General features: G+C 72.9%; 20 protein-coding genes. 10 read left to right on the top strand and 10 right to left on the bottom strand.

Annotated features, from left to right (window positions below; all coding sequences use genetic code 11):
• Positions 1 to 57: 57 nt before the first annotated feature.
• The 4 genes from E5083_RS05825 to E5083_RS05805 form a co-directional block, all read right to left on the bottom strand.
• Positions 58 to 1,644 (bottom strand): SagB family peptide dehydrogenase, encoded by a 1,587-nt coding sequence (locus tag E5083_RS05825; protein WP_135784520.1) that lies wholly within the window; start codon positions 1,642 to 1,644, stop codon positions 58 to 60.
• A 93-nt stretch (positions 1,645 to 1,737) separates the two neighbouring features.
• Positions 1,738 to 3,663, bottom strand: coding sequence for a TOMM precursor leader peptide-binding protein (locus E5083_RS05820; protein WP_135784519.1), 1,926 nt, complete (start codon positions 3,661 to 3,663; stop codon positions 1,738 to 1,740).
• Positions 3,653 to 5,878, bottom strand: coding sequence for a TOMM precursor leader peptide-binding protein (locus tag E5083_RS05815; RefSeq protein WP_135784518.1), 2,226 nt, complete (start codon positions 5,876 to 5,878; stop codon positions 3,653 to 3,655). The genes E5083_RS05820 and E5083_RS05815 overlap by 11 nt, the downstream gene beginning before the upstream one ends.
• Positions 5,879 to 5,911: 33 nt before the next feature.
• Positions 5,912 to 6,985, bottom strand: coding sequence for an AfsR/SARP family transcriptional regulator (locus tag E5083_RS05805; RefSeq protein ID WP_244317393.1), 1,074 nt, complete (start codon positions 6,983 to 6,985; stop codon positions 5,912 to 5,914).
• 284 nt (positions 6,986 to 7,269) lie between these two features.
• Here E5083_RS05805 and E5083_RS05800 point away from each other — a divergent pair, with 284 nt between their 5' ends.
• Entirely contained in the window at positions 7,270 to 7,467 is a 198-nt protein-coding gene (locus E5083_RS05800; protein WP_135784517.1) for a hypothetical protein, read from the top strand.
• A gap of 21 nt (positions 7,468 to 7,488) precedes the next feature.
• Here E5083_RS05800 and E5083_RS05795 read toward each other — a convergent pair whose 3' ends face one another.
• Entirely contained in the window at positions 7,489 to 8,466 is a 978-nt protein-coding gene (locus E5083_RS05795) for a DUF5996 family protein (RefSeq protein ID WP_135784516.1), read from the bottom strand.
• A 277-nt stretch (positions 8,467 to 8,743) separates the two neighbouring features.
• On the opposite strand from E5083_RS05795, the gene E5083_RS05790 reads away from it, so the two are divergent.
• A complete protein-coding gene (locus E5083_RS05790; protein ID WP_135785232.1) occupies positions 8,744 to 9,850 on the top strand; it encodes an LLM class flavin-dependent oxidoreductase in 1,107 nt (368 codons plus the stop codon).
• Entirely contained in the window at positions 9,847 to 10,452 is a 606-nt protein-coding gene (locus E5083_RS05785) for a CE1759 family FMN reductase (RefSeq protein WP_135784515.1), read from the top strand. Before E5083_RS05790 ends, E5083_RS05785 begins: the two co-directional genes overlap by 4 nt.
• Before the next feature lie 59 nt (positions 10,453 to 10,511).
• Here E5083_RS05785 and E5083_RS05780 read toward each other — a convergent pair whose 3' ends face one another.
• Positions 10,512 to 11,543 carry a hypothetical protein gene (locus tag E5083_RS05780; protein ID WP_135784514.1) on the bottom strand — a complete coding sequence of 344 codons (1,032 nt, stop codon included), beginning with the start codon at positions 11,541 to 11,543 and terminating at the stop codon, positions 10,512 to 10,514.
• Positions 11,544 to 12,082: 539 nt separating this feature from the next.
• Here E5083_RS05780 and E5083_RS05775 point away from each other — a divergent pair.
• The 3 genes from E5083_RS05775 (at position 12,083) to pgm (ending at position 16,807) form a co-directional block, all read left to right on the top strand.
• Complete coding sequence (locus E5083_RS05775; RefSeq protein ID WP_135784513.1) at positions 12,083 to 13,942, top strand: arabinofuranosidase catalytic domain-containing protein; 1,860 nt, start codon at positions 12,083 to 12,085, stop codon at positions 13,940 to 13,942.
• Between the two features lie 154 nt (positions 13,943 to 14,096).
• On the top strand, positions 14,097 to 14,891 hold the full coding sequence (locus E5083_RS05770; protein WP_135784512.1) for an SDR family NAD(P)-dependent oxidoreductase: 795 nt from the start codon (positions 14,097 to 14,099) through the stop codon (positions 14,889 to 14,891).
• Positions 14,892 to 15,166: 275 nt separating this feature from the next.
• Positions 15,167 to 16,807, top strand: a complete 1,641-nt coding sequence (pgm, locus tag E5083_RS05765) for a phosphoglucomutase (alpha-D-glucose-1,6-bisphosphate-dependent) (protein WP_135784511.1) — start codon at positions 15,167 to 15,169, stop codon at positions 16,805 to 16,807.
• Positions 16,808 to 16,832: 25 nt separating this feature from the next.
• Here pgm and E5083_RS05760 read toward each other — a convergent pair whose 3' ends face one another.
• Entirely contained in the window at positions 16,833 to 17,732 is a 900-nt protein-coding gene (locus E5083_RS05760; protein ID WP_135784510.1) for an SGNH/GDSL hydrolase family protein, read from the bottom strand.
• A gap of 188 nt (positions 17,733 to 17,920) precedes the next feature.
• Between E5083_RS05760 and E5083_RS05755 the strand changes: the two genes are divergently transcribed.
• The 3 genes from E5083_RS05755 (at position 17,921) to E5083_RS05745 (ending at position 21,614) form a co-directional block, all read left to right on the top strand.
• A complete protein-coding gene (locus tag E5083_RS05755; protein WP_135784509.1) occupies positions 17,921 to 18,577 on the top strand; it encodes a maltokinase N-terminal cap-like domain-containing protein in 657 nt (218 codons plus the stop codon).
• 216 nt (positions 18,578 to 18,793) lie between these two features.
• A complete protein-coding gene (locus E5083_RS05750) occupies positions 18,794 to 20,647 on the top strand; it encodes a M1 family aminopeptidase (RefSeq protein WP_135784508.1) in 1,854 nt (617 codons plus the stop codon).
• A 115-nt stretch (positions 20,648 to 20,762) separates the two neighbouring features.
• Positions 20,763 to 21,614, top strand: coding sequence for a lysozyme (locus E5083_RS05745; RefSeq protein WP_135784507.1), 852 nt, complete (start codon positions 20,763 to 20,765; stop codon positions 21,612 to 21,614).
• Positions 21,615 to 21,669: 55 nt separating this feature from the next.
• Here E5083_RS05745 and E5083_RS05740 read toward each other — a convergent pair whose 3' ends face one another.
• Positions 21,670 to 22,020 carry a hypothetical protein gene (locus E5083_RS05740; RefSeq protein ID WP_135784506.1) on the bottom strand — a complete coding sequence of 117 codons (351 nt, stop codon included), beginning with the start codon at positions 22,018 to 22,020 and terminating at the stop codon, positions 21,670 to 21,672.
• Positions 22,021 to 22,183: 163 nt separating this feature from the next.
• On the opposite strand from E5083_RS05740, the gene E5083_RS05735 reads away from it, so the two are divergent.
• Positions 22,184 to 22,777, top strand: coding sequence for a hypothetical protein (locus E5083_RS05735; RefSeq protein ID WP_135784505.1), 594 nt, complete (start codon positions 22,184 to 22,186; stop codon positions 22,775 to 22,777).
• Here the strand turns inward: E5083_RS05735 and E5083_RS05730 are convergent.
• Positions 22,764 to 23,951, bottom strand: a complete 1,188-nt coding sequence (locus E5083_RS05730) for an AI-2E family transporter (protein ID WP_425276694.1) — start codon at positions 23,949 to 23,951, stop codon at positions 22,764 to 22,766. The two genes, E5083_RS05735 and E5083_RS05730, sit on opposite strands and share 14 nt — an antisense overlap.
• Before the next feature lie 108 nt (positions 23,952 to 24,059).
• Positions 24,060 to 25,484, bottom strand: coding sequence for a carotenoid oxygenase family protein (locus tag E5083_RS05725; protein ID WP_135784503.1), 1,425 nt, complete (start codon positions 25,482 to 25,484; stop codon positions 24,060 to 24,062).
• Positions 25,485 to 25,618 lie beyond the last annotated feature (134 nt).

The following is a 25,618-nucleotide window of genomic DNA, read 5'->3' as shown; positions in this document are numbered from 1 at the left end:
GGCCCCTTTCGTGTCGGGACTCCCGCGGACCGGGCAGGAGGCGGTCGGTCGGGCGGGTCATGGGGCGACGATGTCGTAGCGGTAGTCGGCGGGCCGGGGCCGCTCCTCGCCGATCATCATGATCAGCAGCGGCACCTCGCCCCGGCCGGCCACCCCGAACTCCTCCGCGTACGACACGCAGTCGAAGCCCAGCGCGACCCCGCAGCCGGTCCCGGCGGCGGAGGCGGCGGTGTAGACGGCCTGGGCGATCGCGCCCACGGCGGCGTTGACCAGCCGCAGCCCCCGGTCGCCCACGGCGTCCAGCACCGCGTACGTCCGCGCCACCGGCACCAGCACGGCGGCCGCCTGCTCCAGGTTGTAGTTGGCGAGGAAGTAGTTCTCCTGGAGGAACGCCCCGAAATCACCGGACTTCAGCAGCACCAGCCCGCCGGTGTCCCGGTCGTACTCGTACAGCCCCGGCGGTACGTCACGGACGTGGTTGACGAAGACGTGGAACCGGGTCAGCGGCGCCCCGCCCGGCGTCTCCACATCGCTGTCCAGGGTGGCGGCCGTGACGGCGGCGGCCAGCGTCACCGCCAGCTTGGCCGGGTCCAAAGGCTCACCCGCGCTGAACCGGCCGAAGCTGCTGCGCCGTTCCCGCAGCGCCCGCCGCACGGTGGTGTCCAGCGGCGCCGGAGCGGGCAGCGGCACCCGCTCGCCGTCCCCCGCCGGAGCCGCGAGCGCCGGGTCCAGCCGGCCGGGGGCGGGCCGGTCGGCGGCGCCCGCCAGCGTGGCCTCGTGCACCCGGCCCAGGGTCGGGAAGGTCAGCGTCCGCCGCGAACGCTCGTCCGGCACCCGCCGTACCGCCGCTCCCGGTGTCTCGGGGGCGGCCGCCTCCGGCGCGGGCGCGGCCCAGCGCAGCGGCACCACGGCGAACACCCCGTCCTCGGCCGGGTCCAGGCCCAGCAGGCGCCCGACGCGGGGCTCGTCGAACCACAGCGCGGTGCCCAGCCGCAGCCCGTGCGCCCGCGCCCACATCCGCCAGGTCTCCAGCAGGGCGCCGATGTCCATCGTCACGGCGTGGTACGAGAAACTGTTGTACTTGAACGCGTTCTGCCAGAAGGTCACGCCCAGCACCAGGAACTGGTCGGTGTCCGCCTCCGCCAAGTCACCCAGGGCGGACCGGACTTCGCCGGTCACGTCGCCGGACAGCAGCCGGTTCAGCCGGTGGTGCGGGGTGTCGTAGTAGTAGACGCCCGGTGTGAGCGGGCCGCTCGCGCCGCTCACCCAGTGCACGCCGATCGGGTACAGGCCGCCGCCCGAGGCGGTGCCCCGCGACCAGTTGGCGTGGGTGTGGAACGGCAGCGAACCCAGGTCCGTGTTGGCCTGCACGGCCAGCCGGCGTCCGGTCAGCCCGTAGGAGTCCCGGAGCATCGCGCCCAGCAGGGGCAGCGTGAACGCGCCCGTGCCCGGCTCGCCGAACAGGCCCCGGCCCAGCGTGGCGTCGTCCGCGCAGCCGCCGTCGGGCAGCGGGAAGGAGGGCACACCGGGGAAGTACTTGCCCTTGCGGGGCCGGTCGGCCCAGTCCGGCACGAAGTCGGCCGGCTCCATGGGGACCCTGCCCCGCCGCATCACCGCGGTCGCGTACTCATGGGCGTATCCCATGGTCACTCCCTAGTCAGCTCGTCTGTGGCGGACGCCCGGCGGTTCGGGCCGGACGCCCTGGGATGTCGTTGGTGCGGACAGCCGCGGGGGCGGTCAGGGGAAGGGGTGCGGCGCCGGGTTGCAGTCGTCCGGCGCCAGATCGGCCGTACGCAGCCCGGCCTCCCGCAGCGCCGTACGGGTACGGGGCAGCCACGGGCCGCGCTGCCGGCTCCAGCCGAAGTCGATCGGGAGGAGGCCGGGCACCAGCACCTTGGCCGTGCTCAGGCCCAACCTCCGCTGTTCCGGGGCCGTCTGGTCGACCACGACCATGTCGAAACCGCGCGCCGTCACCTCCGCCACGACCGCCTCCACGTCCGCGCGCAGATCCGCCGGGCGGGGCCGGGGGCGGTCCGGGGCGAGGGAGGCGAGGGAGGCGAGGGGGACGCGGTCGCCGTCGTCCCGGCCGCGCAGCAGGAAGTCGGTGTACCGGCCCATCTCGGGCAGCCCGTACAGCAGCGGATGGTCGTGCAGCACCCGGACCTCGTCGAAGTCGGCCGCCATCCGGCGCAGCCGCCGCTCCTCGCGGGCGGTACGGCGGCGCAGGTTGACCGAGTCGGTGGCGATCTCGCACAGCCCGCCGGAGAGGGCGTCCTCCGGGTCGAGCGAGGCGCCCGCGCCGAAGCACAGCAGCCCCGGCCCGCCGTCCACCCGCTCGGCCACCGCGGTCACCACCGGTACCGGGAAGCTGATCCGGGTGTCGAAGAACCGCGCCCGGTACCCGTACATCGCCAGCCGGTCGACCATCGCGCGGGTCGCGGGCCGGGTGCTGCTCGCCGGGTCGATCTCGGGCAGCCGCGCCCGGCCGAACCAGGCCAGCAGGAAGGCGTCGCGCTCGATGGTCTCCATCAGCCCGTGGTGCACGGCCTCGGCCAAACTCCCGCCGGAGGCACAGCCGTTGGAGCTCTCCTGCACGAACCGGCGCCGGATGCCGCCCGGCGCGTGGTAGTACGCGACCACCTCCGGGACGAGGACCGGCCGGGCGTCCCGCAGCGACCAGCCCCACACCCACGCGATCGGCCGGTCCGGCGCGAAGCGGGGCGCGCCGACCGCGTCGGCGTCGAAGGTTTCCGGGTACAGCCCGGTGATCCGGGGGTCCACCGCCGTGTCGCCCAGCTCCTCCAGCGTGGCCGTCACGACCGGGCGCCGGGCCCGCGCCCGCATCCCCGCGTACCGCTCCAGCCCCTCCAGCAGCCCGACGCGCACACTCGTGCCGTACGTCCCGGTGTGCCCGCCCCAGTAGCACTCGCGCAGATAGGCGCCGGAGCGGGTGGTGAAGGCGCCGACCGCCGAAGAAGTGGACGCCGACGTCAGATCGGGCGCCACGGAGGGGCCGAGCATCCCGGTCACCGGGTTGGCGAACGCCTCCAGCGGCAGGTCGTACGCGGACAGGGGCCGGGTACGGAAGCTGCCCGGTGCGTGTTCCGGGGCCGGGTCCAGGTCGATCCGGGCACCCTCGGCCGTGTCGTCCGGCCGCTCCGCGCAGGCCGGACACTCACCGTCCGGCACCAGCGGGAACCGGGAGACCCGCAGCGTCTCCAGATCCAGCAGCCACACCCACGGATGCCGTACGGCACGCGGGTGCGCGTCGGCCGCCGAGACGAGCGCGGCCAGCGCGTCCACCACGAAGTCGGCACCCCACGGCGGGGTCCCGGTCGCGCGGGTCGGCCCGCCCTGCTCCAGCGCGTCCCGCAGGAACCCGGCCCGCACCGCCTGCCAGCGCCGGGCCAGACAGCGCGGACAGCCACGGCCGCCGACGGGAGCCACGGGGCCGACCACGGCGTGATGGCCGTAGAGGCCCACGGGGATCGCGTCGGGGGCGAACTCCCCTGTGGCTTCGGCCAGTTCATCGCGGACACCGAGCGCGGTGACCACGGCGGTCCGGCCGGGGAGACGGGAGACGAGTGCGGCGGTCAGCCGTTGGCACACCGTGTCCCAGGGCGCGTCGACGGCGACCGGCGCCGCCTCCGTCTCAGTGGGCACCGGACCCGCCACCGGTGAGCAGCACGCGTACGGCGTGGATCTCGCCCGCCGCGAGGTCCGGCGCGGCCACCGGCACCGCGAACGCGTCCCGCCCGGCCGCCGCCAGCGCGTCCAGCACCTTGGCCCAGTCCGTCCCGTCCGCCCGCAGCGGCACCGGCTCGCCCTCGGGGACGAGCGCCGCCGCCTCCAGGTCGGCCCACAGCGGGTCGCCGAGGTCCGGCTCGGCACCGGCCCGCCGCATCTGCTCCGCGCCGAGGAGATCGCGCAGCGCCTCCAGTACCGCCTCGCGCGGACGCAGACCGCTGCCCGGCGCCCAGCGCACTGCCCCGCTCTCCGGGTCGGTGCAGCGGGCCAGGGCCACGGGCAGCGCGGCCGCACCCTCGGTCAGGTCCAGCACCTCCACCGTGACGCCCAGGTTCTCCGCCGAGCTCAGCAGGAACAGCAACTCGGCATCTTCGGTGAGGGAGTTGAGGTCCAGCAGCCGGACCGGCGCCGCCCTCCGGATCGCCCGGCGCAGGGCGTCGTGGGTCAGTGCGGAGCGCAGGGCGCGGGCCAGGGCCGCGCGGGCGGTGCCCGCCGCGCCCGTACCGGCCGAGGTGCGCTCGAAGAGGCCCTGGTCGTTCCAGCCGCCCAGGGTGCGCACCGCGCCCGTGGGCACCAGCACGGCCCGCCCGTCCAGCAGCGACGTCGCCTCCGACCACGCGGCGACCTGGTCGACAGGCGCCTCCAGCCCACTGGACAGGGCGAGTTCGGCCGGCGCGACCCGGCTCCCCTCGCCGCCCACCCGAGGCGGCACCACATGCTCGGCGTACACCTCGGCGCCCCGGAACAGCGCGGCGAGCCGGGCCCCCGCCACATGGTGCACGTCGATCGCGGAGACCTCGCGCACCCGGCCGGGGGAGACCCCCAGGCGTACGGTGCTCACCTTCAGCGGGGTCTGCTCCCAGTCGTCGTCGGCATAGCCGCCGAACACCCCGGCCGCCTCGCGGACCAGGACGTCCCGCAGCTCCAGCGCGGCCAGCGCCCCCTTGGCCGCGGCCTCGTCGGCCGGGCCGTCGGCGGGCAGTACCGCCGGCTCGTCGTCCGCGTGCGGCACCCGCAGCGCGGCCCCGTCCGCGGCCTTGAGTTCACCGGAGGCGCAGAACCGGCAGCGGGGGTGCGGCAGCAGCGGTTCGGCCAGCACGTCCAGGGAGTTGAGGTCCTGCACGATGACCTGGTTACGGGTCTCGGCGGGCAGCGCCTCCGTCACCAGCCGGAACACCTCGAACGCCAGCAGGTTGCCGAGCATCCCCGCCAGCGGCCCGGTCGGCACCCGCGCGGGCGTCCCCACCGGTGCGGCCGGACCGAGGCCGGACCACAGGTCGGCGCTGTCGGCCGCGTCCGCACCGGCGCCCAGCCGCAGCGCGGCGCAGGACCAGCAGCCCGGCGTCCCGGCCGTCATCACCGGCCCGACCACCGCCCGCTCACCGAACGTCCACGCCCCCAGCAGCCGCCGCCCGTCCGGCACGCCCTCGCTGAGCAGCCGCAGCAGTTGCGCGGGCGCGCCCGCCCCGGTCACCAGCACGGTGTCCCAGCCGTCCAGGTCGGCCCAGCCCAGCGTGCCCCCGCCCAGCCGGACCAGCGTGGGCGCGCAGCCCGCCTCGGTGAGCCCCGCCACCTCCACGTCCAGGCCGGTGCTCCGGGGCTCGTGGTCGAGGGCGCCCTCCGCCGCGTCCTCGACCGTGACGGCCACCGTGGCGAGGCCGTTGCGCAGCAGGCCCAGCGCGGCCCACCCCGCCATCTCGTCGTCCCCGAGCACCGCCACACGGGTGTCCCGGTACCGGGCGAACCTGCCGTGGGCGTCGTCGGCGTAATGGTCCAGATAGTCGAGCTGATGGGCGAAACGTGCCGTCACCTGCGGTGACAAAGCGGAGCCGGTGGGTCTTGGCCCGGCATCCCGGGCGAAACCACGCGCGTAGAGTGCGCGCACGAGTTGGACCACCATGTCGCGCTGCTTGTCCCCCAGGCCGGCGCAGAGTTCCTCGACCCGGCGCTCCCCGTCGAGATGGGGCACGATCAGCGCGGCGAAGCGGTACGCGGACCGGGTGACCACGTTGAAGCCGCCGTGCGCGTTGTGGAACAGCACCCCGTCCGGAGTGCGGGTGAACAGGACGTCGCGGCGGATACGGGGCCGCGAACGGGCGATCTCCTCGTAGGACGAGGGAGCAGGGGCCATGCTGGACAACCTCCGTGAAGAGCGGGGGAGCGGTCAGTCGGCGGGGGGTGGGGACTTCTCCGCCGGGTCGTGCGGTGCGGTGGCCGGGAGGCTGGTGCCGGCCGCCTGGACGAAGAGCCGCAGCAGGTCGTGGACCCGGTAGCGGCCCGACGGGTCCTCCTCCAGCAGCCCGGCGTCGACCAGTGCGCGCAGCACCAGCGCGCCCGGCGCCGGGGGAGAGGCCCGCTCCAGCGCGGACGACGCCCCGGCGGCCCCCGAGGGCGGCACACCGGCCGCGGGCAGCGCCGGGCGCCCGCCGTACGGCTCGCCGCGCAGCACCGCGAGCTGGAGACCGCGCAGCGCCGCACCCGGCTCCACCCCCAGCTCGGAGGTGAGATGGGCGTGGATACGGCGGTACTCCGCGAGCGCCTCGGCCCGGCGGCCCGAGCGGTACAGCGCCTCGATGAGCAGCGCCGACAGCCCCTCGTGGCCGGGCTGGCCGCGCACCGCCTCGCGGGCCTCGGCGATCATCTCCCGGTGTCTGCCCAGGCGGAGTTCGCCGTCGAAGACCCGCTCCACGGCGAGCAGCCGCTCCTCGGCCAGGCGCGGTACGTGGTCGCGGTGCAGCTCGTCGGAGTGGACGTTGCCGAGCAGCGGCCCCTTCCACAGTCCCAGCGCCGTCCGCGCGAGCCGCAAGGCGGACTCCGGGTCGTCGCCGGCCGAGGCCCGGCCGAGCAGGTCGCGGAAGTGCAGGAGGTCCAGGGTCTCGGCGTCCGCCTGGAGCCGGTAGCCGCCGGGCACCGCCTCGATGGCGTGGTCGGCGACCCCGTACTTGGAAAACAGACGGCGCAGTCGGAGAACGCAGGTGTGCAGCGCCGATCTCCCGCCGGACGGCGGTCGGTCGCCCCACACCACGCGCTGGAGCAGCTCGCCCGAGACCACGGCACCGGGGTGCAGCAGCAGGGCGGCCAGCAGTGAGGTCGGTTTGGAGGGCTGGAGGACGACGGTCTCGTGACCGTCGGTGATGGCCAGCAGGCCGAGAACCTGGAAGCGGGGGCGGCCCGGATGCGCCGCGGTGGCCTGCTGATCAGGAAGCGCGCCGTGGGGCGCGGAAAGTCCGGTCTTCACCACAGCCTTTCGCATCGCACGGTAAGTGATGCAGCAACTGCCTGGCACGACAGGGCACTTGTTCACACCAGGGGTGGAGGACGTGAACAAGTGATCTGCTGAGACGGGAACTTAGAAGCGAACCGGTCGGTCCGTCCAGTGGTTGGCGCGAAACACCTGATGACGAGCGGGGGACGCGAGGGCTTTTGCGCCCAGCGGTGTTGGCGGGCGCCCTGCCAGGGCATACCCTCCCGGTGAAGTGGCGCGGCGCGCTCCCGTGACCGCCGCGCAGGGGAGGAACAACCATGCCGTGGTGGGCGCTGATCCCGGTCGTCTCGATGATTACCGGACCGGTCGTGCTGTACATCCTGAGCCGCCGCAAACGCGACTCCGACGACCCTGATGCCGACGAACGGTACGAGGAGCTGTCCCACAAGTACGACGAGCTGCTGGCGGAGAACCGGCGGCTCGACCCCCCGGCCGCCGGGGACCAGCGCGGCTGATCCCCGCGACGCCGGGTCCGCTCAGCCCTGATGTCCCACATGCTCGGGGTGCTCGGACGGCTGGTGCTCGCTCATGTACCAGCCGTCGACGCGCGGCCCGACCAGGTCGCTCGGCCAGCCCGCCGTCTGCACCGCCGCCTCGTACACGGCATCGCCGAACCGGACGATCGCCCCGTGCGGGTCCGGCAGCCGGCGCAGGTTCTGCCACGGCAGCAGCGCGAGCCCGAGGTCCGGGTGCCAGTCGGCGCCCTCGACACCCCAGGACCGGCCGGTCAGACCGTCCGGCTGCGGCCAGATGTAGGCGTACATCCCGATGTCCAGCGGGCTGCTGCCGTCGGCGTGGGTGTTGTCGAAGGAGAACCCCACCGACACGTACTCGTGCAACTGGGCGTTGCGCATGAACGGCGGGCCCTTGGGGCCGGGGTCCGTGCGCTTCGGGCGCCAGCGGGTCGCCGACAGGTCGAACCCGCCCCACATCACGCCGACGCGCGGCCGGTGCCCGAGGAACGGGGCCTGCCACGCCTCCAGGCCGCCCGCCGCGAGATCGAACGCCTCCCAGATCAGCCGCGCCGAGTGCGCGTCCCAGACCCGCTCGGCCCGGTCGTCCTCGAAGTTCGGCGGGGCGGCGGGGATCTCGCAGATCTGCGCGCTGCGCGGGTGCGGGATGCCCAGCTTGGTCGCGGCCTCGCAGAACGAGGTGTAGAAGTCGGCGACCGAGGTCCGCCCCAGCGACAGCGTCCGCGCGGCGCCGTCGGTCTCGATCACCACGTCACCGTCGAGCAGCCGGTAGTGCACCGTGAAGGTCACCCCGTTCCGCCGGAACGTCGGCGTACGCAGCCCGCGCGGGGACACCTCCAGCACGATGTTGCCCCAGCCGACCTCGAAAGGGTCGTCCAGCGAGTACTTGCCCGCGACCTGAACCACCCGGTTCACATATTCGAGCATGGACCCCAGTTCCGCGTGGTCCAGCACCGGCCACGCCTCGGGACGTTCGCTCACGGGAGCCTCCCGGCGGATCGATCCACATGTCCTCGACGGCCGTACGACGCCGGGTCCGTACCACCGGATTTCCGGCATGACAGTCGTACGACCGCACACCCCCCGATTCTCCCACGAGCCCCGGAGCCCCGCCTCCTTCCCGCCCGTGCCGGATCGCACCCGGCGTGACACGATGACGGGACGGAATGACGGGACACCCCACCTCAGTACGCCAGTTCCGCGGAAGCGTCTGAAGGAGCCCAGCATGGCGTCGACCGAAGCGACCGGCGCGGCCGGGATGCAGTTCGGCATCTTCACCGTCGGGGACGTCACCCCCGACCCCACCACGGGCCGTACCCCCACCGAGGCGGAGCGCATCCGGGCGACCGTCGCCATCGCGCGCAAGGCGGAGGAGGTCGGGCTCGACGTCTTCGCCACCGGCGAGCACCACAACCCGCCCTTCGTGCCGTCCTCGCCGACCACGCTGCTCGCCTACATCGCCGCGCAGACCGAGCGGATCATCCTCTCCACCTCCACCACGCTGATCACCACCAACGACCCGGTGAAGATCGCCGAGGACTTCAGTGTGCTCCAGCACCTGTCCGGCGGCCGCACCGACGTCATGCTCGGCCGGGGCAACACCGGCCCGGTGTATCCGTGGTTCGGCCAGGACATCCGCCAGGCCATTCCGCTCACGGTCGAGAACTACGACCTGCTGCGCCGCCTCTGGCGCGAGGAGACCGTCGACTGGGAAGGCAAGTTCCGCAGCGCGCTGCAGGGCTTCACCCTCGCGCCGCGCCCGCTGGACGACGTACCGCCCTTCGTCTGGCACGCCTCCATCCGCACCCCCGAGATCGCCGAACTCGCCGCGTACTTCGGGGACGGCTTCTTCGCCAACCACATCTTCTGGCCGGCCTCCCACACCCGACAGCTCGTCAGCCTCTACCGGCGCCGGTTCGCGCACTACGGCCACGGCACCCCGGAACAGGCCATCGTGGGGCTCGGCGGGCAGGTGTTCATGCGGCCCAACAGCCAGGACGCGGTCAAGGAGTTCCGGCCCTACTTCGACAACGCCCCGGTGTACGGGCACGGGCCCTCGCTGGAGGAGTTCACCCGGCAGACCCCGCTCACCGTCGGCTCACCGGCCGAGGTGATCGAGAAGACACTGGGCTTCCGTGAGTACGTCGGGGACTACCAGCGCCAGCTCTTCCTCATCGACCACGCCGGGCTCCCGGTGAAGACCGTCCTGGAACAGCTCGACCTGCTCGGCGAGGAGGTCGTCCCCGTGCTGCGCCGGGAGTTCGCCAAGGACCGGCCCGCGGACACCCCGGCGGCCCCGACCCACGCCTCGCTGCTGCGCGCATGCGAGGACGCGACCGACGAAGGCGACGCGGAGGCGCGATGAAGATCACGATCATCACGGGCGGGCTGCGCGAGCCCTCCTCCACCCGGCTCCTCGCGGACCGGCTGGCGGCGGCCGTCACCCATGAACTCGAGGCGCAGGGCGAGCCGGTGGAGCTGTCCTTCGTCGAACTGCGCCCGCTGGCCCACCCCATCATGGACGCGATGCTCACCGGCTTCACCGGCGAGGCGCTGGACACCGCCTTCGAGACCATCGCCGGGGCGGACGGCGTCATCGCGGTGACCCCCGCCTTCAACGCGTCCTTCAGCGGCCTGTTCAAGTCGTTCTTCGACGTGCTCCCCGAGGAGACCCTCTCCGACATGCCCGTCCTCATCGCGGCCAGCGGCGGCACCGAACGCCACTCCCTCGTCCTCGAGCACGCCCTGCGCCCGATGTTCTCCTACCTCCACGCCATCGTCTCCCCGCGCCCCGTCTACGCCGCCACCAGCGACTTCGGCACCCAGGACGGCGCGGCCCTCGGCGCCCGCATCACCGCCGCCGCCGCCGACTTCACCCGCCTCCTCCGCGCCTGCGGCCCCCGCACCCGAGAAACCCAGGAGGACGCGGACCTGGCGACGATGCGGGGGTTGCTGGGCGGAGGCTGACGTGATCCCATTTGGGCTCGTCTCCGAGGCCGGCCAGCGTTCCGCCACTACAACGAGCGTCACACTGGCGGCGGTGAGGAAGAGGCTCGAAACTGGTCCAGGGCCTGTGCCCGTTCGTGGTATGGGAGGCGGGACAACCGGCAGAGCATGGTCCACATGGTCCGCTCTGCGTGGAGTTCGGCCGGCAGGGTGTAGCCGAGGGCTTCTGCCAGTGGCTTGCGCCCCAGGTTTACCAGGGACCGGACGGATGCCGCCCATTCGTCCGTAGCCTTGGTGGCGGACCAGTACCACACTGGAATCAGCAGGCTCAGCGACACGATCGAGATCGCCAAGATACCTGTCTGCGGCCGGCCGCTCAGCAGAGCCGCCGCGGCGCAGGCGGCCACCACACCGTGCCCGTACAAGAGCGCGATGAAGAAGTCGACTCGTGTCCGCGCGAGTTCGACCTGACGCCTGACCTGCTCGGGCACGCACCCGGTCAACTCGTGCCACATCACTTGGGTGTCGAGGCGGAAACGTTCGTATCCGTACTCCTCGAGGCGGCGGATGGCATTGCCCAGCCGTGTCGGTGCGACCTGCTCGTCGCTGATGGGATAGCGGGAAAGTCTTTCCTGAAGCAGGGCGCGCTGGATCGCCGAGCGCGCCTGGTCCTGGCGGGTGTAACGGGCCACACCGGGGTCGTCGCGCAGACGTGCCAGGCGGGCTGCTGCCGCGTCGTTCGCACCTTCGTCACGCGCACGCTGTTCGAGTCGCATGGCCACGATGCGATCACGCAGTACGTGTTTGATCCTCAGTTGGCGTCCGCATCCCCAGTCGAACACCCTCTGAGGCCACAGGATGTAGCCCTCGAGCAGCCGGTACAGAACGTTCTGCGAGGCGTGTAGTACGAAGCCGATGAGAACGGAGCCCGTCAGGAGAAGGAGCGGCAGTCTCACCGGTGAGCCGGGCCCCAGTCGGTCGGCCAGAGAAGTGCGCTGTAGCGTCGGAGCGACTGCCAGCAGGAATACGGCCAGGTTGAGGGCGCTGGGCACGATCCACCCGACCAGCAGCGACCATGTTCCAGCGAAAACCCCTTTCGCGATGTCACCCACGCGTCCGCCCTCCCGGCAGGCCGCCGACGCTCATTCGTCGTCGCCCCAGTCGTCGTCGTCCAGTGGGGGGCCGGGAGGCGTGCTGGACGGAGGGTCCGACGGTGTTCCCCGCTTCCTGTTCCGCCATTCCCGCCAGCCGTTTACGGCGACGGTCACACCGCTTCCCAGAACGGCGGCACTGGCGAGTGTGAAGAGAACTTCCCTGATATCCATGATCCCCCTGCAACTCAAGCAGCGGGAGAATCAGCGGCGACACTAGTCACAGCCGGGTCCCTCCCGTCCCCGTCGGCTCAGTATCGCCTTGGGCGGCCCTCCTCCAGGCCGAGCAGATGGGTATCGCTTGGACGGCTTTCGGACCTCCGCACACGACCAGCCGCGCCCGGTCCGCGCAAAGCAACAAATCACCACACAGGCAAAAGCCTGGGCAAGTCTGAAGCAACAAATCTTGACGTGTTCGATCGTGCTTCGTACGTTCCCGAGCGGCCGTGAGGAGTCGTCGACTCCGCCTTCCCCCACGCGGCCGGCCGAAGGAGCAGACGATGCGCGCATTCAGATCCGCCGGGTTACCAGGTCTCAAGGGGCGCCTCGGGGCCGTCCTGTCCGTGCTCGCCCTGCTGCTGGGCGCCCTCGCCGGGCTGAGCGCGCCCGCGCAGGCCGCCGGGTCGGGCCCTTGCGACATCTACGCCGCCGCCGGCACCCCCTGCGTCGCCGCGCACAGTACGATCCGGGCGCTGTTCGCCGGCTACAACGGCCCGCTGTACCGGGTCACCCGCGCCTCGGACGGCGCCGCCACCGACATCGGGCTCCTGGCCACCGGCGGTTACGCGGACGCGGGCCGCCAGGACACCTTCTGCGGCGGCACCACCTGTCGTATGACGAAGATCTACGACCAGACCAGCCGCCACAATGACCTCAACCCCGGCCCGGCCGGCACCGCCGGGATGGGCGCCGACCGCGCCGCCGACGCGAGCGAACTCGCCGTCACCGCGGGCGGCCACAAGGTCTACGGCATCTGGATCTCACCCGGCGTCGGCTACCGCTCCAACGGCGCCGCCTCCGGCGTCGCGGTCAACGGCCAGCCCGAGGGCGTCTACATGGTGGCCAGCGGCACCCACGTCGGCTCCGCCTGCTGCTTCGACTACGGCAATGCCGAGCGCACCCCCGCCGACACCGGCAACGGCCACATGGACGCCGTATCCATCGCCACCACCTGCTACTTCGCCCCCTGCACCGGCAACGGCCCCTGGGTCGAGGCCGACCTGGAGAACGGCATGTTCCAGGGCGACAACGGCTCCAACCTCGCCAACCGGGGCAACAGCAGCACCTATGTCACCGCCGTGCTGAAGAACGACGGCCAGACCCGGTACGCCCTCAAGGGCGGCAACTCCCAGACCGGTCCCTTGAGCACCTGGTGGGACGGCGCGCTGCCCTCGCGCGGCGGCTACCGGCCCATGCAGCAGGAGGGCGGCATCATCCTCGGCACCGGCGGGGACAACAGCAACTGGAACATGGGCACCTTCTTCGAGGGCGCCATGGTCTCCGGCTATCCCTCCGACGCCGCCGAGAACGCGGTGCAGGCCAACGTCGTCGCGGCCGGCTACTCCGGCCAGACCAACGTGCCCAACGGCCCCCAGGGCACCATCACCGGCCCCGGCGGCAAGTGCGTGGACGTCGCCGCCGACGACACCGGGGTCAACGGCGCCGCCGTCCAGCTCTGGGACTGCCAGACCTACGCCGAGGACCAGCACTGGACCCACAACCCGGACACCTCCCTCGGCACCATCTCCCGCTGCCTCGACATCAACGGCAACGGCACGGCCAACGGCACCGAGGTCGAGCTGTGGGACTGCAACGGGGCCGGCGGGCAGAAGTGGGTCCAGCAGGCCGACGGCTCCCTGCGCAACCCCCAGTCCGGCCGCTGCCTCGACGCCCCCAACGGCACCTCCACCAACGGCACCCGGCTGCGGATCTGGGACTGCAACGGCTCGGCCGCCCAGAAGTTCTCCGTGAACGCCGGAGCACCGGTCACCGCGCCGGGCGGCAAGTGTGTCGACGTCGCCGCCGATGACACCGGGGCCAACGGCACCGCCGTACAGCTCTGGGACTGCCAGACCTGGTCCGTCGACCAGCACTGGTTCCACCGCTCCGACACCTCCCTCTCCACCCTCGGCCGCTGCCTGGACATCAACGGCAACGGCACGGCCAACGGCACCCAGGTCGAGCTGTGGGACTGCAACGGGGCCGGGGGCCAGAAGTGGGAGCAGCAGGCCGACGGCTCGCTGCGCAACCCCCAGTCCGGCCGCTGCCTCGACGCCCCCAACGGCACGACCGCCAACGGCACCCGGCTCCAGATCTGGGACTGCAACGGCGCCGCCGCGCAGAAGTTCAAGCTGAACTGACGGCCCGGCACGGGGGCTTTCCCGCCGGATACGGGGGAAGCGGCTGCGGGGGAGGGGTGAACACGCGGGCGGACGGCGCTTCTCCGCCCGCCGCGCCCCGCCCCCGCACACTGGGCGCAGCCGCCGCACCCGTACCGGAAGGAACCCCCGCACCATGCACCTCGATCTGAGCGGACGCACCGCCCTGGTCACCGGCTCCACGCAGGGCATCGGCGCGGCCATCGCGCTTGGCCTCGCCCGCGCCGGTGCCCGCGTCGCCGTCAACGGCCGCGACAAGGAACGTGTCTCCGCGAGCATCGCCGAGTTCGCCGAGCAGGCCCCGGACGCGGAGTTCGTCGCGGCCGCGGCCGACGTGTCCACCGAGGAGGGGGCCCAGCAGTTGCTGCGCGAGCTGCCCCAGGTGGACATCCTTGTCAACAACCTCGGCATCTTCGGCACCGCCGACCCGCTGGAACTCACTGACGACGAGTGGCGCCGCTACTTCGAGATCAACGTCCTCGCGGCCGTCCGGCTGACCCGGCTGTACCTGCCCGGGATGACCGACCGGGGCTGGGGCCGGGTGCTGTACATCGCCAGCGACTCGGCCATCGTCATCCCGGCCGAGATGATCCAGTACGGCATGTCCAAGACCGCCCTGCTCGCGGTGGGCCGGGGGTTCGCCAAGAAGGCCGCGGGCACCGGCGTCACCGTCAACTCGGTGATCGCGGGCCCCACCCACACCGCGGGCGTCGAGGACTTCGTCTACGAACTCGTCGACAAGAAGCTGCCCTGGGACGAGGCCCAGCGGGTCTTCATGCGCGAATACCGCCCGCAGTCCCTGCTCCAGCGCCTGATCGAGCCGGAGGAGATCGCCAACATGGTCGTCTACCTCAGCTCCCCCCAGGCATCGGCCACCACCGGCGGCGCCCTCCGCGTGGACGGCGGCTACGTGGACGCCATCCTGCCCTGACCGCCCCGGAGCCGTGCGTGCAGGCATCCGTCGAGGGGAGGCCCACCCGGTCAACGCCGTCAGCACGCGCGGGGCCACGCCCCGCCCCGCGCCCGCGCGGCCATGCTTGCACACCAGCCCCGTGGGGCAGATGAACCCGGACGCGGACTCCCCATCGGTGAAGCAGAGCGCGGCAGTGGATGCCGGATGGGGTGGGTCCGTTCGCTCGTACGGGCCCTGACAAGCCAAAATGGCCCTGAGCGTTTTGAGAGAACACGATGCGGAGGAGCGGACCCATGGCGCACGAGCGAGCCGGCCGTCCGGCCGGTCCCGAGGACCTTGTCGATGTGGCCCGCCTGGTCACGGCGTACTACGCCCTGCACCCGGACCTGGACGACCCCGCCCAGCGGGTCGCCTTCGGCACCTCGGGACACCGGGGCTCGTCCCTGGCGGCCGCGTTCAACGAGGACCACATCGCCGCCACCAGCCAGGCGATCTGCGAGTACCGCGCCGCGCAGGGCATCGACGGCCCGCTGTTCCTCGGCGCCGACACCCACGCCCTGTCCGAGCCCGCGAAGGTCACCGCGCTGGAGGTGTTCGCGGCCAACGGCGTCACCGTCCTCGTCGACAGCGAGGACGGCTACACCCCCACCCCGGCCGTCTCGCACGCCATCCTCGCCCACAACCGGGACCGTACGACCGGTCTCGCGGACGGCGTGGTCGTGACCCCCTCGCACAACCCGCCCGCCGACGGCGGCTTCAAGTACAACCCCCCGAGCGGCGGCCCGGCCCCCTCCGACGCCACGTCCTGGATTCAGGACCGCGCCAACCAGATCATCGCGGGCGGCCTCAAGGACGTACGCCGCATCCCCTACGCCCGCGCGCTCGCCGCCGACACCACCGGCCGGTACGACTTCCTCGGCGCCTACGTCCGTGACCTGCCCAGCGTGCTGGACCTGGCCGCGATCCGGGACGCCGGGCTGCGCATCGGCGCCGACCCGCTCGGCGGCGCCTCCGTCGGCTACTGGGGCCGGATCGCCGACGAGCACGGTATCGACCTGACCGTGGTCAACCCGCACGCCGACCCCACCTGGCGCTTCATGACCCTGGACTGGGACGGCAAGATCCGCATGGACTGCTCCTCGCCGTACGCGATGGCCTCGCTCATCGAGCAGCGCGACCGGTTCGGCATCTCCACCGGCAACGACGCCGACGCCGACCGGCACGGCATCGTCACCCCGGACGCCGGGCTGATGAACCCCAACCACTACCTCGCCGTCGCCATCGACTACCTCTACCGCCACCGCGAGCAGTGGCCCGAGGCGACCGGCATCGGCAAGACTCTCGTCTCCTCCACGATGATCGACCGGGTCGCCGGCGACCTGGGCCGCAGGCTCGTCGAGGTGCCGGTCGGCTTCAAGTGGTTCGTGGACGGACTGCTCAGCGGGGACCTCGGCTTCGGCGGCGAGGAGTCGGCGGGCGCCTCCTTCCTGCGCCGGGACGGCTCGGTGTGGACCACCGACAAGGACGGCATCCTCCTCGCCCTCCTCGCCTCCGAGATCACGGCCGTCACCGGCCGCACCCCCTCCGAGCACTACGCCGGGCTCACCGAGCGCTTCGGCGAGCCCGCCTACGCCCGCATCGACGCCCCGGCGACCCGTGAGCAGAAGGCGCTGCTCGGCAAGCTGTCCCCGGCCCAGGTCACCGCCGACACCCTGGCCGGTGAGGAGGTCACCGCCGTCCTGACCGAGGCCCCCGGCAACGGCGCCCCCATCGGCGGCATCAAGGTCACCACCGCCAACGCCTGGTTCGCGGCCCGCCCTTCGGGCACCGAGGACGTGTACAAGGTGTACGCCGAGTCGTTCCTCGGCCCGGACCACCTCGCGCGAGTGCAGGAGGAGGCCCAGGGCGTCGTCCTCGGGGCGCTCGGCGACTGAGCCCCAGCCCAGGGGGCGCGGCCGGTCAGCGCCGGCCGTGTCCCCGGTCCAGCCTGTCCAGCACCGCCCGCGCCATCGCCGCCTCGCCCTGCGCGTTGGGGTGCGCGGGCGCGGCGGGGGAGGCCGGCTGGAGCGGCTCGATCCAGCGCGCGCCGGGCGACTTGCACATGTCGTGGCCGACCGTGGGCCCGTAGGTGTCGACGTACTCCACCCCGTTCCAGGCCGCGACCAGGCGCAGCATCAGGTTGACCCGCTTCCCGGTGTCGCGCAGGTAGGGGAAGTCTCCGCGTGCGAACGGCACGGTGGGGAAGCAGCCGGAGCCGTCGTCGGGCAGCAGGTCCGGATAGCCGACCAGCAGCACCCGGGCGTGCGGCGCCCGCGCGTGCACGGCCCGCAGCACCCGGTCCACCTTGGGCGCGGTACGGGCGACGGCCGCCGTCAACTCGTCGTATCCGGCGGCCCGGTACGAGCGCTCGCACGGGTTGCCCGTCGGGTCGGCGGCGCCGAGGCGGGCGCAGGTGGCGATGATCGAGCCGAAGCCGACGTCGTTGCCGCCGATCTGCACGGTGACCAGGTCGGTGCCCCGGTTCAGCGCGTCCAACTGGGGACCGTTGCCGCCCTGCGCCCGCCACATCTCCGCGGTCGTCGCGCCCGAACAGCTCACGTCCTTGAACGTGCCCGTCCGCCGCGCGGCGGCCACCAGCGAGGGGTAATTCCGGTTCGAGCGGGCGCAGTTGGCGTCCACCTGGTCCGGTATCAGCGGGCCCGAGGTGTAGGAGTCCCCGAGCGCCACGTACTGCGTGCCGTGGCCCTGGGGCTGTGCCGCCGCCGGGACCACGGAACCGGCGACCAGGGCACAGCCGCCGAGCAGCGCCCCCAGCCCGGCCCGCCGACGCCGTCTCGCCGTCTCTCCGCCACGCGCCATGAGATCGTCCCCCTCGGTTCCGGCCCGGCGCTCCCCGCGCCCTCGACCGGCCTTGTATACCTCCGGGGCGGCCCCCGCGACCAGAAGCGGGACCACGTCAACTGCCGCACCGCAGGTCACAGTTGTCCCGGCCCCGGTGTGGAAGACTCCAGAGGTTCCGTCACCGTACGCAGGAGGGGCACCGCTCGATGGCCGTCATCCACCACACCACCCTCACCCCGACCAAGGTCGAACTCCTCACCTCCTGGCTCCCCGGCCGCCCCTGGTACCGGGGTTCCGGCACGCCCGAGCTGGAGCGGACCGGCGGCTTCCGGCTGGACGACCCGGCGGGCGAGGTCGGTATCGAGTTCATGGTGGTCACCGACCGCTCCACCCCCGAACCCACCGCCTACCTGGCCCCGCTGACCTACCGCGCCGCACCCCTCGCCGGTGCCGAGGACGGCCTGATCGGCACCACGGAACACGGCGTCCTGGGCAAGCGCTGGGTCTACGACGGCTGCCACGACCCGGTGCTGACCACCGAACTGCTCGCCCTGATCGGCGGCACCGCCCAGGCGATGGCCCAGAGCATCACCGACACCCCCGACCACGACGTCACCCGCTCCCACACCGGCGAGCCCCTCCCGTCGGCCCCGCACACTCCCGCCCCCGTCGACGACGCGGACGGCACCGCCCTGCCCGCGCCCCACAACACCGTGCTGCGCGTCCACCGTGTCCTGCGCCCGGTCCCCGGCGCCGAGACGCCCGGCCGCCCCGAGGGCGCGGTCGGCCATGTGGCGACCGGCTGGCCCGGCCCGGACGGCACCCGGCTGCGCGCGGTCTTCATGGAGCTGCGCACCGCCTGACCCGGCCCCGCGCCGGCGCCGCTCGCCCGGCGGCACCGGCACCCCAAGCGACCGTCTGGCATGCCCTGGTCAAATCTGTCACTCTTTCGGCAGCCACGCCCGCACGGGCGTGGCGCAGTGCTCGCGCAGCCCCGCCCCACGGCCGCCCCGGCGTACCCCGCCCGGCACCCGGCCACCGAGCAGGCCGGACCCCGGCCGCCGCCAAAGGAGTAGCGTGTGAGACCCACCCCCCACCGGGCGCTCGCCACCGGCGTGTTCACCGCAGCCGCCCTGATCGCCCTCTCCCTCCCCGCCACCGCCGCCCAGCCCGAGCCCTCGGCCGCAGCCGCGTGCACCCCGGCGCAGTCGGTCGTCAACGGCGGCTTCGAGAACGGCACGTCACCCTGGACCGAGTCCCCGTCCGGGATCGTCACCAGCCGCACCGGCCAGAGCGCCCACGGCGGCACCTCGTTCGCCTGGCTCGACGGCAGCGGCCGTACCCGCACCGACACGCTCACCCAGAGCGTCACCGTGCCGGGCGGCTGCACGACCGCCACGCTCAGCTTCTATCTCCATGTCGACACCGCCGAGACCACCTCATCCACGGCCTACGACAAGCTCACCGCCAAGGTCGGCTCCACCACGCTCGCCACCTACTCCAACCTCGACCGGGCCTCCGGCTACGTCCGCAAGACGATCGACGTCTCCTCCTACGCGGGCCAGACCGTGAACCTCGCCTTCACCGGCACCGAGGACTCCAGCCTGCAGACCAGCTTCGTCCTGGACGACATCGCGCTCGACACCTCGGGCACCACCACCCCGCCCCCGGCCGACGCGGTGCGCACCCCGGCCGCGCCCGCGTACACCGTCAGCCTCAGCAGCGACAGCACGGGCACGGTGTGGAACGGCCACCAGAGCGCCACCTTCACCAACGCCTCCGCCACCGCGCTCAGCGAGGTCTACCTCCGGCTGTGGGACAACTACCACGGCACGTGCTCGGCGCCGCCCATCAAGGTCAGCAATGTCACCGGCGGCACGGCGGGCGACCTCTCCGTGGCCTGCACCGCGCTGAAGATCACGCTGCCGGCCCCGCTCGCCCAGGGCCAGAGCGCCACCATCGGCTTCGACCTCGGCATCACCGTGCCCGACGGCGCCGACCGGTTCGGCCACGACGGCGCCTTCAGCTTCATCGGCAACGCGCTGCCCGTCCTCGCGGTCCGCGACGGCGCCGGCTGGCACCTGGACCCGTACACCAACAACGGCGAGTCCTTCTACTCGCTGGCCGCCGACTTCAAGGTCACCCTGGACCACCCCAGCAGCCTGCTGGTCCCCGCCACCGGCACCTCCACCGACACCCCCGGCAGCAGCGGCCGTACGGTGACCACCGCCACCGCGTCCAAGGTGCGTGACTTCGCGTGGGCCGCCGGACCCTTCAGCAAGATCTCGGGCACCTCGCCCGGCGGGGTCCCGGTCAACGTCTACTCCGTCTCCGGCATCAGCTCCGCCAACGCCCAGTCGATGCTCAGCACCGCCAAGAGCGCCGTCGACGCCCACGCGGGCCGCTTCGGGGCGTACCCCTACGGGGAGCTGGACGCGGTCATCGACAACAACTTCTGGTTCGGCGGCATGGAGTACCCCGGCTTCGTCCTCGACCTGGTCAGCACCACCGCCCTCACCCACGAGATCGGCCACCAGTGGTGGTACGGCATCGTCGGCGACGACGAGTACAACACCCCCTGGCTGGACGAGTCCTTCACCGACTACGCCACCGACCTCGCCCAGGGCAAGACCGGCTCGGGCTGCTGGAGCAGCGTCTCCTGGGCCTCCAGCGCCGAGAAGATCACCAACTCGATGGCCTACTGGGACGCCCACTCCTCCCGCTACTCCACCGTGGTCTACGGCTACGGCAAGTGCGCCCTGCACGACCTGCGCCGCGTCCTCGGTGACACCGCGATGGCCAAGCTGCTGAAGGACTACGCCGCCGCCCACTGGTACGGCGTCTCCACCACCGCCGAGTTCAAGGCCGCCGCCCAGGCCGCCACCAGCACCGACCTCACCTCCTTCTGGACCCAGCACCGCATCGACGGCTGACGCGCCCGCCCTCTTCGTCCCGGCCGGGGCGCTCCCCGGCCGGGCCACCCACATGGCCCACAGGCGCCTTCGCCCGGCGGTACCCCGCGTGCGGGACGGCCCGATGGCGGGTCAGATGGATGACGTGCGAAGCGACATACTCCTCCCCAGCGGCCGCAGCTCACGCCTTGGTCTCACCGGCGTCCTGACCGGCCTCCTCCTGTTCCTGTCGCCCCCCGCCGCCGTGCCCCACTCCGGCGGGCCGACCGCCCCGCGCGGCAGCGCCTACATGGGCGTGGGCGTACGCGCCCACGACGGGGGCGCGCCCCTGGCGGCCGAGCGGTCCGCCGGCCTCCGGGTGACCCAGACCGAGGGCGTGGACGTCTCCAGCCACCAGGGCAACGTCGCCTGGTCCACCCTGTGGAGTGCGGGCACCAAGTGGGCCTACACCAAGGCGACCGAGGGCACCTACTACAAGAACCCCAACTTCAGCCAGCAGTACAACGGCCCGTACAACGCGGGCATGATCCGGGGCTCGTACCATTTCGCCACCCCCGACACCACCAGCGGCAAGGCCCAGGCGGACTACTTCGTCGACCACGGCGGCGGCTGGTCCAAGGACGGCAGGACGCTGCCCGGTGTCCTGGACATCGAGTGGAACCCCTACGGGGCGTCCTGCTACGGCAAGTCCAAGAGCGGCATGGTGAGCTGGATCAAGGACTTCCTGAACCGCTACAAGGCCCGTACCGGCCGCTCGGCCGTCATCTACACGGCCACCAACTGGTGGAAGGACTGCACCGGCAACTACGCCGGCTTCGCCTCCTCCCACCCGCTGTGGATCGCCCGCTACGCCTCCACCCCCGGCACCCTGCCGGCCGGCTGGTCCACGCACACCATGTGGCAGTACACCTCCTCCGGCAAGACCGTGGGCGACCACGACAAGTTCAACGGCGCCCTCTCCAGGGTGCGGGCACTCGCCAACGGCTGACGCCCCGGCAGCCCACCGTGCGCGGGACCCGGCCCACGGGCCGGCCCGCGCACCGTCATGCGACGACCACCTGCCAGGCCGGCGCCAGCCCGCCCGCGTACACCAGCGCCCCCAGCGGCAGTCCGCACCACGGCCAGAGCCCCCGCCGCCGGGCCGCCACCGCGAGCGCCGCGCCCGCCGCCCACACCAGGCCCAGCCATGGCAGCCCCCATATCAGCAGCAGGCCGCCGCCCGTGCAGCGCAGCGGGTCCGGGCGGTGGATGCCGCAGTCGTCGGTGGCGAAGACGGCGAGGTAGCACCACAGCAGGTTCAGCAGCGCCCCGCCCGCGGCCAGCACGCCGACGACCACCACATAGGCGACCGGCCACAGGCCCCGCCGCGTCCCGCCCGCTCCGTACCCGCTCATGACCCCACCCCTTGCTCTCCGCCGCTCCGGCTGACGCTACGGTCCGCCCGGCGCCGGGCACTTGAGCGCGGGTACTCAGCCCGGACGGGTCCGCTACTCAGGGCGGCGGCTTCTGAGTACCCGCACTCAGGCGTACTTCCGCCCGGTCGGGCAGGCTGAGGGCATGACGACGCCATCACCGAAGACCCCGGCACCGCGGCTGTGGGCGGGGCTGGCCGCGCTCGGCGTGACCGTCGCGTGCGGAGGGGCCGCGCTGTCCTGGTCCGGCAAGGACGGCGGCCGGCCGCGCGTGACCGACACCCGCGCGGGCGTCTCCTACGCCGTGCCCGAGGGCTGGCGTCACGACCCGGCGGCGGACCGGGAGTTGCTCGGCGCCTTCTCCTCCCGGATCAGCCGCGCCTCCGACACCACCGAGGACGCGACCGTGCTGACCGGTGCCGCCGGGCGGCCCGTACCGAGCGCCGAACTGCGCCGGGCGGCCGAGGGCGCCGCCCGCTCCAACGCCGCGTTCTTCTTCCCGGACGCGGCCCCCACCCTCACCGAGTCCCGCCGCACCGAACTGGGCGGCCGGCCCGCCCACACCGTCGCCCTGGACGTCCCGCACGACGGCGGCACCGCCCGCGTGGAACTGACCGTGGTCGCCGGCACCCACCCGGCCTTCCTCCTGGCCCTCGCCTCGAACGCCGCCGACACGCGCGTCCTCGCGGACGTGCACGCCGTGGAGGCAAGCGTGGCGCTGGGCACTAAGGCGAGCTAGGCGGGGGTGGCGCCCGTACCGCGCCCAGTACCGCCCAGACCACCGAGACGAACGGCACCGCCACCACCGCGCCGATCACCCCCGCCACGATGCTGCCCGCGATCACGGAGACCGCGACGACCAGGGGATGCAGGCGCACCGCCCAGCTCATCACCAGGGGATGCAGTACGTGCCCCTCCAACTGGCCGATGACCACGATGAGCACCAGCACCGCGGCGGCCGTCAGCGGGCCGCGTCCGGCCAACGCCACGACCGTCGCCACGCCGAGCGCCACCGGCGAGCCCACCAGCGGGACGAAGGCGGCGAAGAACTCCAGCAGGGTCAGCGGCAGCGCCAGCGGCACCCGCAGGATGAACAGCACGATGCCGACCAGGATCGCGTTGGTCGCGGCGATGATGATGATCCCCCGCGTGTACCCGGCGAAGGTCCGCCAGGCCGCCCGCCCCGCCCGCTCCCACACCGGCCGGCCCCCGCGCGGCAGCAGCCGGACGCTCACCCAGCTCCACAGCTTCTCGCCGGAGTGGATGAAGAACACCGAGGCGAACAGCGCCAGCGCCCCGCCCGTGATCACCTCCACCACCCGGCCGAGCCCGGACACCGCGCTGCTGAACAGGCTGGCCCGGTGCCGGGAGAGATAATCCGTCACCTCCTGCTGGAGCGCGGCCAGCCGCCCCGGACTCAGCCGGAACGGCGGCTGCCGCAGCCACTCCTCGATCCGGTGCACCCCGCCCCGGAACTCCCCGCTCAGCCGTGTCGACTCGCCCGCCACCGCGTTGCCCACCAGCGCCAGCAGCCCCAGCACCAGCAGGATGCTGCCGATCAGCGCGACGGCCACGCTCAGCGGCCGGGGCATGAACCGGTCCAGCACATCGGCGAGCGGCCGCAGCACCGAGGTGATGACCAGCGCCAGGAACAGCGAGACGGCGATGAGCTGGAAGCGGCCCAGCACGCTGAAGATGCCCCAGACGACGACCCCGACCAGGATGAGCCGCCACGAGTAAGCCGCCGCGATCCGCAGCCACCCCACGGTCCGCTCGGCCACCGAGGTACGCGGGATGGACCGGGTCACCGAGGGCAGCCGCACGGAGTACGCCGGACGGCTGCCCGGCACCGCGCCCCGCGCGCCCGGACCGGAACGCTCGCGCCCCGTCCGCCGCCCGTCACCACCCACCACGCGCCCGCCTCGCCTCCGCACCCGCCGAGCTGACCGTCGGTCACCTCCGACGCTACGGGCAAACCGGACACCGGGTGACGCCCACTGAGCCGCGTGGGCTACGTCCCCCTACTCCTCGGTCGGCAGCCAGTTCCCGTGCAGGCCGAGCGGGACGCGCACCGGGATGCGCACGCGGGCCATCGGGCCGCTCTCCGGTGCCTCGGCCGGAAACACCAGGAGCTGGGCGCTGTCGTCGGTGCGGTCGGTGGCGAAGGCCAGCCAGTGGCCCCGGTCGTCGCCATCGTGGCCCGGCGAGGGCGCGAACGCCGGCTCGCCCACCGAGAGATCGCCGCCGTACCAGGTGCGGGACGGGGCGCCGGGAGCGCCGGTGTCGTACCAGCGCAGCGCGTCGAACTCGCCGGGAAGCAGGTCCGGGGAGCGTTCGCTGTCGAAGGCGACCGCCACCTGTCCGTGCCGGGTGCCGATCCGGCGGTCGTCGATGCGCGGGAACTCCACGCGGGCGTCGTCCAGCGTGGTGCGCCGCATCCGGCCGGTCGCCGGGTCCAGCACCGCCCGGACCAGGGTGCTGCGGTTCGGCCCGCCGGCGGAGTCGCCCAGGGACAGCCGCGTCCACTGCACGTACTCCAGCACCACCGTGCCGTCCGGCTCGTCGTGGGCGTTGACGGTGTGCCAGAGCCAGAAGGCGTCGTCCGACACCTCGCGGACCGGGGAGCCGTCGCGCGGGATCAGCAGCACACGGGTGCCCGCCTCGGGACGCCAGTCGATGAGCGAGCCGCCGCTCACCGCCGCCGAGAGGTCGAAGAAGACGGGGGCGAGGACCAGCACCAGGAAGCGGGCGGTGAGCGCCATGTCGTGGATCATCATCGGCTCGCCGACCCCGTCGAGCGGCACCGGACCCCGCGTCACCGTCCCGTCCGGGGCGATCAGGGACCAGGTCAGGTACGGCGGCTCCAGCGCGTAGCAGAACACCGCCATCTCGCCGGTGACCGGGTCGGTCTTCGGGTGCGCGGTGATCCCGGCGGGCAGGGCGCCGCCGAAGGTCTCCCGGCCTGCCGTCTCCAGCTCCGGGGTCATCCGGAATGGGCAGCCCGCCTCGGCCAGTGCCAGCAGGCGGCCCGCGTGCCGGACCACGTTGATGTCGGGCAGGTCCCGGAAGGTGTGGGCCAGCTCCGGCCCGACCTCCTGCTCGTCCGGGGTGATCATCGACTCGATGCCGCCCCACAGCGCCCGGCCCGCCCGCTCCTCGGCGACCACGGCGGGGGTACGCACGAAGCGGTTGCGGTAGCGGGCCCGGCCGCCCTCGATCCACACGCCGTGCAGCATGCCGTCGCCGTCGATCGGATACAGGAAGGAGCCGATCGGGGTGAAGCGCGGGTTGGGACCGTTGCGCAGATAGACGCCGTCCAGGCCGGCGGGCAGCTCCCCCTCCACGGCGAGGGAGACCTCGTCCACCTCCTCGGTGACGGGCGCGAACCGCCCCGACAGATGGGCCACACGCGCCGGGTCGAAACGCCCGGTGGCGGAAGCGGTCATGAGACCTCCCCGGCGGAGGGAAACGGGCCGACGTCCCCCCATCGTCACCCGCCCGGCCCACCCCCGCATCCGAACCCCTCACCGGCGACCGAACGTGTGCTTGCCTCGAACAGTCCGGAATGCCCAGGTATGGG

It is taken from the genome of Streptomyces bauhiniae (assembly GCF_004784475.1).
In the GTDB taxonomy this organism is placed as follows: domain Bacteria; phylum Actinomycetota; class Actinomycetes; order Streptomycetales; family Streptomycetaceae; genus Streptomyces; species Streptomyces seoulensis.
Note: the sequence above shows the minus strand (reverse complement) of the source record. Positions and strands in the feature narration are given on the sequence as shown.